Here is a 14946-nt window from a genome sequence, read left to right as displayed (position 1 = left end):
CTAAACGATAAGACTAATAACTTCAAACTTACAAACTATCTTGTGGAGTACATGCCTTCGTAATATTTTTGATACTCGCCTGAGGTGACATTGTTTAGCCATTCCTGGTTATCCAGATACCATGTAACAGTTCTTTCCAAACCTTCTTCAAATTGAAGCGATGGTTTCCATCCCAATTCTTCCGAAAGCTTCGTTGCATCAATTGCATAACGCAGATCGTGGCCTGCGCGGTCTGTCACATAAGTGATCAATTTTTCAGTTTCACCTTCCGCGCGGTTCAGTTTTTTGTCCATAACCCGGCATAACAAAAGAACCAGATCCAGGTTTTTCCATTCGTTATGGCCGCCGATGTTATAAGTTTCGCCGTTTTTTCCGCTGTGGAAAATGGTATCTATAGCAATTGCATGATCTTCTACAAAAAGCCAGTCGCGCACATTTTCACCTTTTCCATAAACCGGAAGCGGTTTGCTTTGTAAAATATTATGGATCATCAACGGAATAAGTTTTTCCGGAAAATGATTGGGTCCGTAGTTATTCGAGCAGTTGGAGATTACAACGGGAAGATTGTAAGTATTGTGGTATGCTCTCACAAAATGATCCGAAGAGGCCTTCGAAGCAGAGTATGGAGAACGTGGATCATAACTTGTCGTTTCTGTAAAGAACGTCCCCGGATCATGCAATTCACCATACACTTCGTCAGTTGAAACATGATAAAATCTGTGATCTGAAAGATTTTCTTTCCAGGCTTTTTTTGCAGCGTTAAGCAAATTGACTGTTCCAACGACGTTGGTCATAACGAATGACATAGGATCAGAAATGGAACGATCTACATGACTTTCAGCAGCAAGATGAATAATGCCATGAAAATCATTTTCAGAAATTAGCTTGTCAATGAATTCAGCATCAACGATATCACCTTTTACAAATGTGTAATTCGGTGCGTTTTCGACGTCACGAAGATTTTCAAGGTTACCTGCATAAGTCAGAGCATCCAGATTATAAACATGATATTCAGGATGGTGAACTACGAATCTGCGAACTACGTGTGAACCAATAAAGCCAGCACCGCCAGTGATTAATATTTTTTTCATTTTTTTTGTGTAATTTTTAATTGCCAATTCCACGCGTCAAGAAGTGCATCTGCCATGGTTTTTTCTGCATTCCATTTCATAATGGAATTTACTTTGTCTGACTGCGCGTAAATTTTTTCTACATCACCTTCGCGGCGGGGACCGATTGAATAATTCAGTTTTTCGCCGGTCACTTTCTCGAAGGTATTGATGAGTTCCAGAACTGTATAACCTTGTCCTGTTCCTACGTTAAATACATCGTAATAATTTTTTTCCTTTTCCTCATCCAAAAGAAGAAGTGCCTTCACATGTGCCTTGGCAAGATCAACGACGTGAATAAAATCACGCACACAGGTACCGTCGGCGGTATCATAATCACTTCCAAAAACAGTTAGTGATTTACGCATTCCAGCCGCTGTTTGTGTGATGAAAGGGACAAGATTGCTCGGGACGCCATTTGGCAATTCACCGATTAGCGAGGTTTTATGTGCCCCGATTGGATTAAAATAACGTAGTGAAATGGCCTTGATTCCAGGTCCTGCATGAACATGGTCACGAATGATATCTTCTGCCATTGCTTTCGTATTTCCGTAGGGCGAGGTAGCGGGTTTGCGCGGCGTGCTTTCTGTAACAGGCAGCGCATCCGGTTGGCCATAAACTGTGCATGAAGAGGAAAATACAAATTTGTCAACATTATATTCTTTCATTACTTTTAGTAACACAAGCAGAGAAAGAATATTGTTTTCGTAGTAAGCAAGTGGTTTTTCTACGGATTCGCCGACTGCTTTATAGGCCGCAAAGTGAATGACTCCGTCAAATTTTTCCTTTTCAAAAACAGCTCTTACTTTTTCGATATCATTACAATCAATTTCGTAAAAGGGGAAATCTTTTCCCGTAATGCCTTTAATTCCGTTGAGTACTTCGCGATTTGAATTGTAGAGATTGTCAAGAATAACAGGTTCGAATCCTGCCTCGTGAAGTTCTACAACAGTGTGTGAACCTATAAAACCAGCGCCGCCGGTAACAAGAATTTTCATAGGAATGATCTTATAAAGAATAGGTGGTAAGTATGAAAATTGTATTTAAAAGATTCATTTGACACTCCTAAAACTATAATTCGAATAAATATTGACTAAAAAGAGCCTATTCAAAATACAATTTTTTTCCGGGCAAAAGTAGAAAATTTGACGTCCATAAAAAAAAAATGTTTTTATTTATCCGTTGGTTGTTAAAAGCAGATTCGACAGAAAATGAACAAGAGAGAAATAAAAGCGCTGATATCATTACTTGATGACGAGGATCATGAAGTAATTCAGCACGTTGAGGGGAAGATCTTATCATTAGGTGGAAACGTCATTCCGTTTTTAGAAACAGAATGGGAGGAAAGCTTTAATCCAATCCTGCAACGGAAGCTGGAAGAACTGATTCATGAGCTTCAATTGAGCATCATGAATGAAAGATTGCAAGCCTGGAAAAATGGCGGTGGTCTTGATTTACTGGAAGGGATGTGGATCTTGTCGACTTATCATTATCCCGAGCTGTCACTGCAAAACCTGAAAACCACGGTTGAGCAGCTTTATTATGATATTTGGATACAGTTTCAGGAGGAAATGAATCCGATTGATCAGATTAAGCGGATCAATAGTATTTTCTTTGGAACAATGAATTTTGCTGCAAACACGAAAAGTTTTCATTCGCCTTCCAATTCCATGATCAATGTTGTTTTGGAAAACCGCAGAGGTAATCCCATTACTTTGTGTGTGATTTATTTGTTGATCGCGAGAAAACTAGGGCTGCCGGTATACGGCGTAAATCTCCCGAATTTATTTGTATTGACTTATAAAGGTGAAAACACGCAGTTTTATATCAATGTGTTCAACCGTGGAATTATTTTTTCCAAAACCGATATTGATCACTATATCGCCCAGCTGAATATTAAGCCAAAAGATATTTTTTACCAGCCGTGTACCAACCTTGAAATCATTCAGCGTGTGCTTCGGAACCTGATTTTATCCTATGAAAAAACAGGAGAGCAGGAAAAAATCAAGGAAATAGAAGATATTTTGCGCTCGACGCTGGAAACATTTGAGGACGACAGTATTTAAATGGATACCGCAAGGCAGTAATCCTCAAACCAGCGGATATGAATAGGTGAATGTATTTTAAGACCGTCATCGTCATCCGTTAATTCACCTTGAATGAGTGTTTGAAAGTTATGGAACGGATTGATATAAATTGAGTTCTTAAAACTGATTTTCTTCTTTCCGTATAATTTGTAGATCGCTTCCTTCGCACACCAGTACATGCAAAGCGTGGAAAGTTCATTTTCCGCATGTTCAAATTCAGGCTCCGAAAGATATTTTGTTGAAGTTCTCTGAAGCTTCGGGTCAGCTTTTTCCATATCAATCCCAACCGGTGCCCATGGATTAAGGACGGCAGCCACATAATCAAAAGTATGGGTGATGGAAATGTGAGAAGCATTGTTGACTAAAAATGCTTTTCCGTGCTCGTCCTTATGTGTCCCTTCGTAATCAAATCCGAATTGCTCTACCAGGATTTTAATTAAAATACGGCTTGCCAGCCATTCACGTTTTTTTTGTGGATGGGAAATTGTTTCAAAATCATCCGAATTAAAAGCGGAACCCAAACTTTGATGTAGTTCTTCTTCGGTTTCTGTCAACTTCCAGAGTAGTAAGGTACTAGTCTCTTCAATCTTTTCGGAATGAACGAGGGGCATAATTATTCTGTTTAGATCGAGCGTTTAGCCGTTTGCATTTAGTTCGGCCCAATCGGTGTCTTATTAATAGGTCAGTTATTCGTAATCGTTTAATTTTACAAAAGACGACTTAATTTTTATATAAATTTACAAAGACAGTTTACTGTTTTTATTACTAACTGCTTTTAGCCGGCGGCTGCAAGTTATAAGAAATGATAATCAACAAAGTAGATACTTTTTCCGGGCACCGTGACAGTGTTTATACAATTATTTCGAACAATTCGTCCCACGGTTTTTATTCTGCCGGCGGTGATGGATTTGTGATCGATTGGGATTTAAAGAAACCGGACATGGGAAAACTGGTTGCGCGAGCGGGTGTTTCTGTGTATTCACTTTGTTTTGACAAGGTCAGCCAATTTCTTTGGATCGGCCAGAATTTTGAAGGAATCCAGATTCTCGATACCATCAATAACAAGATCGAATATACTTCAAAAGTAACCGCCTCGGCTATTTTTGACATAAAAATATGGGAAAACAAAGCGTTGCTGGCTTTGGGTGACGGCGTGATTGCAGTGGTGGACGTGCCAACGCTGGCCATACAAAAGCATATTAAAGTTTCAGACAAAAGCGTAAGGTCAATTTCTATTAATGAAAAAACAGGAGAGTTTGCTGTCGGCGACAGCGATTGTAATGTTAATATCTTCGATTTCGACGGATTCAAATTAAAAAAGACAATTTCTGCACACACTAATTCTGTTTTTTCCGTTCAATATTCACCGGATGGTAATTTTCTGTTCAGCACGGGCCGCGATGCCCATATCAAAATCTGGGACGTTTTTAACGGATATGAACCGGTGACGGACATTGCAGCGCATATGTATGCCGTCAATCATGTTACTTTCAGTCCGGATGGTAAGTTCTTCGCGACCTGTAGTATGGATAAATCAATCAAGTTATGGGATGCAGAAACTTTCAGGCTGAAAAAAATAATTGACCGGTCAAGATTAGCCGGCCATGCCACTTCGGTCAATAAATTGTTGTGGACGGATTACGAAAATCAGCTTGTTTCCTGCAGTGATGATCGAATGATTTCGGTCTGGGAAATCGCCATATAATATGGCTTAAAAGTGTAATTGTACCAAATACTTTGAAATGTACAGGATATGTCTTTATCTTAGACGACTGTTACGAATTATAATTTAACGCATATATCCATCATGAAAATTTCGGCAATAGACATACGTAAACATACGTTTGAAAAAATTTTCAGAGGCTACAACCCCGATGAGGTTGACGCATTTCTTAACTCATTGTCGCAGGAATGGGAGCGTTTTTCCAGTGAAAACAGCATGTTGAAAATGCAGTTGGAATATGCAGAAAAAGAACTTAGCAAGTTAAAAGATATAGAATCAACACTTTTTCGTACGCTGAAATCGGCCGAGGATGTGAGCCGGCAAATCGAAAAGGAAGCAATAGAATCTGCTGAAAAAAGGATTGAAGAATCCAAAATTCAGGCTAATAGTCTGGTTGAAGAAGCTGAAAACAGGACAAATCAGATCATCGAGGAAACAGAAAATCGCTTAAAGAAATTTAAGGAAGATTTTGCGCTGGAAATTAAAAACCAGGAACGTGATTTCCGTGCGATTGAAAATTTCAGGGACAATCTGGTTGTTCAGCTTGCCTCACTCGCCAACAATACAATCGAAACCGTTGAACGTTTTGAAAATAAATACGACAAGGAATCGGTGCTTAATAAAATGGACGAGATCAAACAGCATGTTGCTGAAATTGAGATTCCAAAGAAGGGAGTGCCTGTCCAGCCATTAGTAGTACCTGAATCCTTCGAAGATGAAGAACCTGTTGCGGAGGTTGAACAAACTCCGGAAGTTCCATTAGAAATCGTTTATGAAGAGGAACAGGTTGAAGAACCGGTGGCTGCGATCGAAGAAGTGGAAGTTATTGTTGCCCAGGAAACTGTTGAGCCCGAAGTGGTCGTTGAAGAAATAGTTGAAGAGAAGCCAGTTCCTGTCGTTCGTGAGAAAGATTTGAGCCCGGCTGGTAAGGCGCTGGAGATGGTTGAAGAAATGCGGAAATCCCGGGAATCTCAACCTGTCAGAGAGGCGGCAAATACATTTAGAGAAAAACCTCAGGAATCTTCTGCGCCAAAAAGCACAGGTGGATCATTTTTTGACCAAATATAATTTACATTGGGGACGATCTCATTAGAAGGCTTAGAGTTTTTTGCTTACCACGGCTATTATCCCGAAGAGCAGAGAATCGGAAATAAATATGCACTTGACATTACCATCAACACGAATTTTATCGAAGCCGCGGCTAAGGATAAGTTAAGCGCGACGGTAAATTATGAAACCTTATATCAGATTGCCGCCAAAGTAATGCAGGAACCTGCGAAATTGTTGGAGCATATCGGTTTTAAGGTTATCGCGAGTGTAAGAGAACATTATCCGGATGTTCAAATGGTCACAGTGAGAGTTTCAAAGTTCAATCCACCCATAGGAGGCGTTTGTACGCGGGCTACGATTACGATGGAAGGATAAGTTTTTAATGGTTAATTGTTAATGATTAAGGGTTGATGATGGAGTTTGATATTTTTTGAAATAAAATAACTTTTTGAGATTAATATAAAAGAGGTCAACACTGGGTTTAACCCGATGCTGACCTCTTTTGGTTTTAGTCTGTAATTTTCTTAGGCAGGATATTCGTGTGGAAGCGGGATGTTTATTCTCTCGTTCCATGGTAAGCCTTGAGTATTCAAATGTTCCATGAATGGATCAGGATTTAGTTCTTCGCAGTTCCAAACGCCTGGTTTCATCCACTCTTCATTAGTAAGCATCAACATTGCACCGATCATAGCAGGAACACCCGTTGTGTAACTTACTGCCTGTGCTTTCACTTCTTTGTAACAAGCAGCGTGGTCACAGTTATTCCAAACATAATAAGTAGTTTCTTCGCCGTCTTTTATTCCCTTGATCTGGCAACCGATTGATGTTTGTCCGGAATAATTTTCTCCTAATGAATCCGGCGCAGGAAGTACGGCTTTCAGGAATTCCAGCGGAACGATATCAATACCATTAAATTTGATTGGCTTGATGCTCGTCATACCTACATTTTCCAACACGTTTAAGTGGGTAATGTAAGCTTGTCCAAATGTCATCCAGAAGCGTGCACGTTTCAAAGTCGGGAAGTTTTTTACCAGAGATTCAAGCTCTTCGTGGTAAAGAACATAACTTTCTTTGGGTCCGATTCCCGGGTATTCAATCGGTTTATGAATAGACATCGCTTCGATTTCAACCCATTCGCCATTTTCCCAATAGCGGCCTGGCTGAGTGATTTCGCGAATGTTAATTTCAGGATTAAAATTAGTTGCAAAAGCCTTTCCGTGATCACCGGCATTACAGTCGATGATATCCAGATAATGCATTTCGTCAAAATAGTGTTTGTTGGCATAAGATGTGAAAACCTGCGTAACGCCCGGGTCAAAACCACATCCTAGTAATGCCATCAGACCAGCTTCCTTGAAACGCTGCTGATATGCCCATTGCCAGCTATATTCAAACTTGGCAACATCTTTTGGTTCGTAATTGGCAGTATCCAGGTAATGTACACCAGTTGCGAGGCAGGCTTCCATGATCGTAAGATCCTGATATGGCAAAGCAACATTGATCAACAATTTTGGCTGGAAGCGTTTGATAAGCATCACAGTTTCAGCAACGATATCAGCATCAACCTGAGCTGTCTCGATGTCAACTCCGTGCATTTCCTTGATTTCACCAGCAATCTTGTCGCACTTTGATTTTGTGCGGCTCGCTAGCATGATGCTCGTAAATACATGGCTGTTCAATGCACATTTATGCGCCACTACACTTCCGACGCCGCCGGCACCAATAATAAGAACTTTGGACATGTTTTGTTTTAATGATAATTGGGTGAATTTTTGAATGTGTAAATTATTGATCACTGAGACACTAAATGAATTTCAATGCCTGATTACAACTTTTTACAAATTTCGAGCAATGGAATTGGTCACTTTATGCAAATGCGTGCGTGCTCAGATCAATCGCCTTTTCAACCGCAAAGATAGGACGACCAAATGTTTTTTTGTTAATTCATCATTAAATTAACACCACTGCCATGGATATTTTACTTTTAATTGCCGGGATCGCCTGCCTGCTGACCGGATTAGCCGGAGCCGTGCTGCCGTTACCCGGGCCGCCATTAAGTTTTGCCGGACTAATTCTGTTGCATATCAGTAAATTCGCGGAATTCAGCAATACTGTGCTTTATACGCTTGGTTTTGTAACCATTGTCATTGCTGTTCTTGATTATTACATTCCGATATGGGGTACGAAGAAATTCGGTGGTACTAAATATGGAGGGATAGGCGCGACTGTTGGATTGGTAGTAGGATTTTTCTTTATCCCCGCAATTGGTATGTTCATCGGAACATTTCTTGGTGCCTTGATTGGAGAATTGATCGGTGGATCAAAATTGAACCCTGCGTTTAAATCAGCTATTGGTTCTTTTGTGGGTTTTTTGACCGGAATCGTTATCAAAGTAATTCTATGTTTGGTAATGATTGGTTATGCGGTCGTTGAACTCTGGAAGTTTATATAATATTCTGACAATCAATTAAATTGATAATATTGTTTTTCGAAGTCTAATAAAAAATCCTTGCAGCAAAGCCGCAAGGATTTCTTTTTAACCTAAACTAAATCGAACTTATTACATACCTGTAACGATGCTCTTCTAGTTTTCATTTGATTTTTTTTCGTCTTTTTTTACTTCTTCTTTCTTTTTCTCAACGATGTCACCGCTGGTTAGTGTTTTTGATACTACAATATATGGTCCGGAAATAATTTCCTCTCCTTCTTTTAATCCGGATAAAATCTCAATATTTTCAAAATCACTGATCCCTGTTTTTACCTCACGCATTTCTGCTTTCCCGTCCACGCGCACAAAAACGATTTCTTTGATAGCTTCTTCCTTCTGACCTTTTGGTTTTTCAGGTTCTGCATTTTCTTCAGAATTTTTGTCCTTATCGTCCGGATTCGTCTTATTGTTACGGGTCGTCACCGAAGCGATAGGAACAGAAATAACTTTATTCTTCCGTTCTGTAACAATTTCCACCGACGCAGTCATCCCCGGTTTAAAAGGATACGACTTTTTATTGCGGGTGGCCATAAGGTCGCTGAACGATTCGTTCAGAATTTTTACTTTTACTTCAAATTCTGTTACAGCGTCAGTAGAAGCGCTGCTGGCTGCACTGCTACTGGCAGTAGAAGAAGCAAGGCCTGCCGCAGTATTAGCAATTTCCTTTACAATTCCTTTAAACTTACGGCCTGAGGCGCTGTAAGCATCCACATCGATTTCTGCCGTATCGCCAAGCGTCACGCGCACAATATCATTTTCATTTACATTGACGCGGACTTCCATATTACTTAAATTGGCAATACGCATCATTTCAGTACCGGCCATTTGTGAAGTACCAACGACACGTTCTCCCACTTCAACATTCAACAAAGAAATAATCCCGCTTACCGGAGCAAAAATTGTTGTTTTCCGCAGGTTTTCCGCTGCGTCACGCATACTCGCCTCAGCGCTTTTAATGTTGTATAAAGCAGCAGACACATTCGCTTTTGCAGACTCTACGTCCTGTTTAGCTACATCGTAATTTGAAACAAATTGTTCAAAATCAGATGCAGAAATTACCTTGTCAGCATATAGCTTTTTATTACGGTCATAGACAAGTTTTGTTTGCACCAAACGTGCTTCCGCCTGTAAAACCAAAGCCTTTGTTTGTTCATGGCTTGCCTTGCTTGAATTGACAGCGGCTTGCGCCCTTGCCATCAAAGACTCATAATTATCCGGACGAATTTTAAGAAGCAACTGACCTTTTACAACTGAATCCCCTTCGGCAACATATAAATGCGTGATTTCCCCTGATACGTCCGGACTCAGTTTTACTTCAACTTCCGGCTGGACTTTCCCGGAAGCGCTGACACGTTCGATGATGTCATTCTTTTTAACCTTCGAAAATTCAACTTCCGTAGGTTTTGGCTGGCCGATCCATTTTAATTCCTTTGCCACGTACAACCCGGCAACGAGAAGGACGATAATGCCTCCCACTATCCACCATACTTTATTTGAAGATTTACGCGCCATAATTTATTGATTGGTTTACGGTAGTTTTATTTTTCAGGCTGAAGAAAAGAATATTATTTTAGAAATCTGACAATGGACGGTTCATGTAAAAATCCAGGATTTTTGTACGGAACACGTAGTCGTATTTTGTTTGAATAAGGTTTCCGTTTGCACGGTCAAGATTTGCTTTGGCGATATTATATTCTACGGAATTAATTGCACCAACATCAAAACGAACCTGCGCAACACGAAATGCTTCTGTCAAAGCCCTGACCTGATTTGCTGTTGCTGAATAACGTTTGGCAGCATTGGTCATATCAATATAAGACTGTTCAACATTTTTACGGATCGTAAGCTGAACCTGCTGAGCCTGATATTCGGTAGTGCGTTGCTGTAACTTGGCATTTGCAACGTTATATCTAACCTGAAAATTTGTGAAAATTGGAATTCGCAAACTCAGGTTTATAGAGGAGTTTCGGTTAAAGTTCAACTGGTCGAGATATCCGAAATGACGTAACGAACCACCAGGCGTTGTCACTGTCTGCACTATTGGCAATTGCTGGTCGTTTACGATGATATAATCCGTTGGAGAAGTTACGACCGTAGTCTGTCCCGGGCTTCCGTCAGAAACAAATCTTTCTTTTGGAGCGACACTAGAAAAAGCAGTATTGATGCCACCGTTCAATGACAAGGTAGGCATGGCGGCGCCTCTGATTATTTCTGTATTCCTTTTTGCTGCTTCGATCCTTAATTCGGCTGCCTTCATCTGTGGAAGATTTCCCAGCGCAGTTTCATAGATCTGTTGGATCGTTGCATCATAGGCAGTCAAACTTGGATCAGCGACCGGAATTTTTACCAGATTAATTTCTTCACTTCCCGGCATATTCATCAACTGTTTCAAATTAAGTTTTGCTGTTTCCAGATTGTTTTGAGCATTTACCAAAGTCAATTCGTCGTTGGCAAGTTGTGCTCTCAGGTCCAGCACATTGCTTTCCGCCAAAGTCCCGGCTTCCACAAGTTTGGTCGTACGATCAACCTGTAATACTGACGCATCCACCTGACGTTGTGCTACCATAATCAGTTCCTCATTGCTTATCACCTGCAGATAAGACAGCGCAACGTTCAGCATAATATCATTTCTCGCAGCATCCAGGTCTTTCTGACTTGCCTTAACGTTGACTTCATTTCTCTTAACCGTATTTTTTAACTGAAAACCGCTGAAAAGAATAACGCTGGAACCGAGCTGAAACTGGTTCTGGCTGATGTTCTGCTGCACAAACTGGTTCGTAAAAGGGTCAATGTTACGACCCGAATTAAAGCCTTGTGCGGCATTAAAACTTAAACTTGGCCAACGTTGCCAGCGCGACTGAGCATGAATGTTGTTATCGCGCTCCACCTGAAGTTCAGACTGTTTTACCTGCGGATTTGTTTCCAGGGCGATCTTGATGCATTCTTCAAGCGAATAGGTATTATCTGCTTTTGTCGGGACATTCGTTTGTCCGTAAGCCGATTGAAATACAACAAGTCCGCATAGCATCAGCGTGATAAGTGCAGATTTTCGTAACAATTTTATCATATGACCATACTGTGTTAGATATTCAATATTACATGATGCTACAAAAAACAACCATCCATTTAGTACGGACGGTTGCATAAGTAGGTAAATGGGTATTTAACAATAAATTGAATTAATGGAAAAACAGATAACCTAGCCAAATCCCGGCAAGAACTCCAATCAAATCCGCGATAAGGCCCACAACAATGGCGTAGCGGGAATTTTTAATTCCGACAGATCCGAAGTAGAGTGCGACTATGTATAAGGTTGTATCAGCAGATCCCTGGAAAATACAACCAAGCCGGCCAACGAATGAATCCGGGCCAAATTTTGTCATACCTTCGATCATCAATGCACGCGCTCCGCTGCCGCTTAACGGTTTCATTAATGCAACGGGCAAAGCGTCTGTAAAATCGCTGTTGACACCAGAACTTACGATGATATACCGAAGGCCGTCCAGTAAATAGTCCATCGCCCCGCAACTGCGAAATGCGCTGATGGCTACCAACATACCCACCAGATAAGGCATAATTTTAACGGATGTTTCAAACCCCATTTTTGCACCTTCAATAAACACATCAAAAACATTTACTTTCTTGTAAAGCGCGCCAAGCAGAAATGAGGTGATAATAAATAACAGAAGCGAGTTTCCAACAACAATGGAAATGGTTTCAATTTGTTCCTTCGGCAAACTGGTCAGATACCAAAGCAATAATCCCAGGACCGCCGTAACGCCGCCAAGTCCCAGAATGACTGTTTTATTGAACAGATTTATTTTTTGCCAGGCTGCCGTAATAATTAAGCTGATCACAGTAGTTACGTAGGTTCCTATGACGCAGGGTATAAAAACATCAGATGGATCAGCAGCCCCTAAAATTGCTCTCTGCGCGATAATGCTTAATGGGATAATTTGCAGCCCGGAAGTATGTAACACCAGAAACATGATCTGGGCGTTGGATGCAGTATCTTTGCTGGGGTTAAGTTCCTGCAAACTTTGCATGGCTTTCAAGCCAAATGGCGTTGCTGCATTATCAAGTCCCAGCATGTTGGCACCAAAGTTCATGATCATCTGTCCGTTGGCCGGGTGATTTTTAGGTACTTCGGGGAAAAGTTTGCTGAAAAATGGCCCGATAATTCTTGCCAGAATATTGATCGCGCCAGCTTTTTCTCCAACGTTCAGAATACCAAGGAAAAAAGTCATAACTCCTGCGAGTGGCAGCGCAATATCCATCACAGCTACTTTTGACGAATTCAGAATCCCTTCCACAACCAATTTTAACGTTTCGGTGTCGCCGAACAAGATAAATTTGAAAAGGGAAACGACAAAAGCAATGACAAAAAAGGCAATGAAAATGTAATTAAGGGCCATTGGATGAGGTAGAAATTTATCGAAAAGAGAAAAGGATCGCTGGTAAGGAATAATTGTAAGTTCGAAAATAAATTAAATTTTTGAGAAACCAGTAATTGGCGAACATTGCCGGATAGACTTCGATGAAATGCCATAGAAATCATTCAAATTTTGAAGATAACTTAATCTTAATCCCAGATTGGAATGATTTTTAAGTTTGAATTCCTATCTTCAAACTTCTCATACAAACTCCCATTGATTCGTTTCCTATGAAAAAGTATTATTACCTCCTGGCACTTGTATTATTATTTTCCTGCAACAAAAAAACGGAAAGTAACGGAAAGGGCGATTCGTCAATGACAATTTTGAACGACACAATCCCAATGAAGCGGGAGGTTGTCACTGAGGTTGCAGTGGCAAGTTATAGTGAAAAAGTGAAGGATAAAGATAATCTTAACGACTGGAAGTTTGCGGTGGATGTTTTCGAAACAGAGGATACTTTTAAATATCTTGTAAAAATAAAATACAAAGAACTCGAAGCGGAGGACAATCTGACACTTCCGAACTTTGGCATCCAGCCAACGGTGAAGCTGGAAAAAGGCGAGGAAGAACTTACCTGTGTCATCGGTTTTCTTGATAAGGAAGGCGCATTTAAAGAATTCAAAAGGGTAGAAATTGTTGGTGATCAGTTGAAAATCAGACAAACGAAGGGGTATGGGCGAAGTGTTGTGAAAGCGAAGTGATTAAAATCCAGCATGATCATTTAAAATATCTAACGTCACTTTGAATCAAAAATGTAGTGCAGATTTCGTGATCTGTTCGTGGCATAGCTCTGCAAAAAGCTAATGGGTGTGTTCGTAAAAGTCTTTATTTTTATTTATTTTAAAATATTTTAGAACTATTGATAGGGTATGGGCAAATAAAAAGACTCTATACATATAGAAATGCCAAAGAAGTTGTTTGTGGCGTCTTTCTCATCTGAAAGTTAGATTATGAAAGTGACTAAGGAGTTGGTAAAGCTATATTTTCAGGGGAAATGCTCCATTTCGGAGGAGGCCATGGTGGAAGTTTGGATGAGCGAAAACCTATATCACAGTGAATTAGCTGACCAATGGCTGATGGAGCTGGACGAAGAAAGTAAAGCATTACTGGTTGAACTGGCCATTTCAAAAAATGATGTATGGAACAATTTAGCGCAGGAAATAAATAACATTGAAGATGAAGCACCTTTGGGAATTGAAAACGGGGATAAAATTAAATCCATAAGTTTCAACTGGACCAGTTTGGCTGCCGTTCTGATTGGGATAACCATTGTTGCATTTTGCTTTATTCTTTATTCACAAAATAAGTCAGTAGAAATTGCTACGGAATTCGGGCAGATTCGACATATCATTTTGCCTGATAGCTCCAAGGTTGTATTAAATGGAAAAAGTAAAATAAAATATAACAGGTCCTGGGATGAAAATCCGCGTGAAATTTGGCTCGACGGAGAAGCATTTTTTAACGTCACACATCTAAAAAACAACGCCAGCTTTACAGTGTATTTGTCAGGTGGAAAAAAGATTGAAGTTTTAGGAACTGAATTTAACGTGATTAACCGCCAGAACCACGACTGTGTGGTGTTGAAGTCGGGGAGTATCAAGCTGAGTTTGCCTGATAAAAAGGGAGCAGAAAAAGAAATTTATCTGAAACCGGGAGAGTTAATAGAAACAGACAAAACTGTCGCTGAAAAAAGTGAAGTAAAAAAAGCCATGGTGAATCCGGAAACTTATTATTCCTGGACAAACGGAAAATGGACGCTCGACGGTACTTCGCTCGGAGAAATGCTTGTGCATGTTGAGGAGAATTATGGCTTGCACGTCGAGGTATCCAATATACAACTTTTGAAAAAACGGCTTTCAGGATCCATTCCGTTATCCGACAACAATCCGGCCCTTTTAATCGAAGATATAGCACATTTATTTGAGTTGAAGTTAGAAAAGAAAAACAACAAACTGGTCCTGGCAGAATAAGCCTGGTCCAACACACAAGAGGGGAAATCTTATCCTGAGCCGCAAACTGGAAAGATTTTAGACGAACCCCATTCTTACATAAT

General features: G+C 40.3%; 14 protein-coding genes. 7 read left to right on the top strand and 7 right to left on the bottom strand.

The features are described 5' to 3' along the window. Nucleotides 1–35: 35 nt before the first annotated feature. Entirely contained in the window at nt 36–1091 is a 1056-nt protein-coding gene (rfbB, locus tag AC1XUO_RS03775) for a dTDP-glucose 4,6-dehydratase (RefSeq protein WP_483328422.1), read from the bottom strand. Beyond that, entirely contained in the window at nt 1088–2107 is a 1020-nt protein-coding gene (gene galE / locus AC1XUO_RS03770) for a UDP-glucose 4-epimerase GalE (RefSeq protein WP_483328421.1), read from the bottom strand. The genes rfbB and galE overlap by 4 nt, the downstream gene beginning before the upstream one ends. 213 nt (nt 2108–2320) lie before the next feature. Between galE and AC1XUO_RS03765 the strand changes: the two genes are divergently transcribed. Further along, nucleotides 2321–3175, top strand: a complete 855-nt coding sequence (locus AC1XUO_RS03765) for a transglutaminase-like domain-containing protein (RefSeq protein WP_483328420.1) — start codon at nt 2321–2323, stop codon at nt 3173–3175. Here AC1XUO_RS03765 and AC1XUO_RS03760 read toward each other — a convergent pair. Continuing rightward, the gene (locus AC1XUO_RS03760) at nt 3172–3807 is read right to left on the bottom strand and encodes a 4'-phosphopantetheinyl transferase family protein (protein WP_483328419.1); all 636 of its coding nucleotides are present in this window, start codon (nt 3805–3807) and stop codon (nt 3172–3174) included. The genes AC1XUO_RS03765 and AC1XUO_RS03760 overlap by 4 nt on opposite strands. A gap of 191 nt (nt 3808–3998) precedes the next feature. Between AC1XUO_RS03760 and AC1XUO_RS03755 the strand changes: the two genes are divergently transcribed. The 3 genes from AC1XUO_RS03755 to folB all read left to right on the top strand — a co-directional run bounded on the left by AC1XUO_RS03755 (nt 3999) and on the right by folB (nt 6344). Then, nucleotides 3999–4901: a WD40 repeat domain-containing protein gene (locus AC1XUO_RS03755; protein WP_483328418.1), complete on the top strand. Its 903-nt coding sequence runs from the start codon at nt 3999–4001 to the stop codon at nt 4899–4901. Between the two features lie 102 nt (nt 4902–5003). Continuing rightward, on the top strand, nt 5004–5987 hold the full coding sequence (locus tag AC1XUO_RS03750) for a DivIVA domain-containing protein (RefSeq protein ID WP_483328417.1): 984 nt from the start codon (nt 5004–5006) through the stop codon (nt 5985–5987). 6 nt (nt 5988–5993) lie between these two features. Beyond that, nucleotides 5994–6344, top strand: a complete 351-nt coding sequence (gene folB / locus AC1XUO_RS03745; protein ID WP_483328416.1) for a dihydroneopterin aldolase — start codon at nt 5994–5996, stop codon at nt 6342–6344. 149 nt (nt 6345–6493) lie between these two features. On the opposite strand, the gene AC1XUO_RS03740 is transcribed toward folB, so the two are convergent. Next, on the bottom strand, nt 6494–7711 hold the full coding sequence (locus tag AC1XUO_RS03740; protein WP_483328415.1) for a saccharopine dehydrogenase family protein: 1218 nt from the start codon (nt 7709–7711) through the stop codon (nt 6494–6496). A gap of 227 nt (nt 7712–7938) precedes the next feature. On the opposite strand from AC1XUO_RS03740, the gene AC1XUO_RS03735 reads away from it, so the two are divergent. Further along, complete coding sequence (locus AC1XUO_RS03735; RefSeq protein ID WP_483328414.1) at nt 7939–8421, top strand: DUF456 domain-containing protein; 483 nt, start codon at nt 7939–7941, stop codon at nt 8419–8421. Nucleotides 8422–8553: 132 nt separating this feature from the next. Here the strand turns inward: AC1XUO_RS03735 and AC1XUO_RS03730 are convergent, their stop codons facing one another. The 3 genes from AC1XUO_RS03730 to AC1XUO_RS03720 all read right to left on the bottom strand — a co-directional run bounded on the left by AC1XUO_RS03730 (nt 8554) and on the right by AC1XUO_RS03720 (nt 12872). Next, nucleotides 8554–9969, bottom strand: a complete 1416-nt coding sequence (locus AC1XUO_RS03730) for an efflux RND transporter periplasmic adaptor subunit (protein ID WP_483328413.1) — start codon at nt 9967–9969, stop codon at nt 8554–8556. A 58-nt stretch (nt 9970–10027) separates the two neighbouring features. Then, nucleotides 10028–11524 carry a TolC family protein gene (locus AC1XUO_RS03725; RefSeq protein ID WP_483328412.1) on the bottom strand — a complete coding sequence of 499 codons (1497 nt, stop codon included), beginning with the start codon at nt 11522–11524 and terminating at the stop codon, nt 10028–10030. A 112-nt stretch (nt 11525–11636) separates the two neighbouring features. Then, complete coding sequence (locus tag AC1XUO_RS03720; protein ID WP_483328411.1) at nt 11637–12872, bottom strand: nucleoside recognition domain-containing protein; 1236 nt, start codon at nt 12870–12872, stop codon at nt 11637–11639. 248 nt (nt 12873–13120) lie between these two features. Here AC1XUO_RS03720 and AC1XUO_RS03715 point away from each other — a divergent pair, with 248 nt between their 5' ends. Both AC1XUO_RS03715 and AC1XUO_RS03710 read left to right on the top strand, forming a co-directional pair. Continuing rightward, nucleotides 13121–13594, top strand: a complete 474-nt coding sequence (locus AC1XUO_RS03715) for a hypothetical protein (protein WP_483328410.1) — start codon at nt 13121–13123, stop codon at nt 13592–13594. 249 nt (nt 13595–13843) lie between these two features. Beyond that, a complete protein-coding gene (locus AC1XUO_RS03710; RefSeq protein ID WP_483328409.1) occupies nt 13844–14863 on the top strand; it encodes a FecR family protein in 1020 nt (339 codons plus the stop codon). Nucleotides 14864–14946 lie beyond the last annotated feature (83 nt).

It is taken from the genome of Dyadobacter sp. HNCC25DJ186 (genome assembly GCF_056895235.1).
Note: the sequence above shows the minus strand (reverse complement) of the source record. Positions and strands in the feature narration are given on the sequence as shown.

Bases quoted from the DNA above. Each gene is read 5' to 3' on its own strand.
- rfbB (WP_483328422.1), bottom strand. From the start codon at position 1,091: ATGAAAAAAATATTAATCACTGGCGGTGCTGGCTTTATTGGTTCACAC.
- galE (WP_483328421.1), bottom strand. From the start codon at position 2,107: ATGAAAATTCTTGTTACCGGCGGCGCTGGTTTTATAGGTTCACACACT.
- AC1XUO_RS03765 (WP_483328420.1), top strand. From the start codon at position 2,321: ATGAACAAGAGAGAAATAAAAGCGCTGATATCATTACTTGATGACGAG.
- AC1XUO_RS03760 (WP_483328419.1), bottom strand. From the start codon at position 3,807: ATGCCCCTCGTTCATTCCGAAAAGATTGAAGAGACTAGTACCTTACTA.
- AC1XUO_RS03755 (WP_483328418.1), top strand. From the start codon at position 3,999: ATGATAATCAACAAAGTAGATACTTTTTCCGGGCACCGTGACAGTGTT.
- AC1XUO_RS03750 (WP_483328417.1), top strand. From the start codon at position 5,004: ATGAAAATTTCGGCAATAGACATACGTAAACATACGTTTGAAAAAATT.
- AC1XUO_RS03740 (WP_483328415.1), bottom strand. From the start codon at position 7,711: ATGTCCAAAGTTCTTATTATTGGTGCCGGCGGCGTCGGAAGTGTAGTG.
- AC1XUO_RS03735 (WP_483328414.1), top strand. From the start codon at position 7,939: ATGGATATTTTACTTTTAATTGCCGGGATCGCCTGCCTGCTGACCGGA.
- AC1XUO_RS03730 (WP_483328413.1), bottom strand. From the start codon at position 9,969: ATGGCGCGTAAATCTTCAAATAAAGTATGGTGGATAGTGGGAGGCATT.
- AC1XUO_RS03725 (WP_483328412.1), bottom strand. From the start codon at position 11,524: ATGATAAAATTGTTACGAAAATCTGCACTTATCACGCTGATGCTATGC.
- AC1XUO_RS03720 (WP_483328411.1), bottom strand. From the start codon at position 12,872: ATGGCCCTTAATTACATTTTCATTGCCTTTTTTGTCATTGCTTTTGTC.
- AC1XUO_RS03715 (WP_483328410.1), top strand. From the start codon at position 13,121: ATGAAAAAGTATTATTACCTCCTGGCACTTGTATTATTATTTTCCTGC.
- AC1XUO_RS03710 (WP_483328409.1), top strand. From the start codon at position 13,844: ATGAAAGTGACTAAGGAGTTGGTAAAGCTATATTTTCAGGGGAAATGC.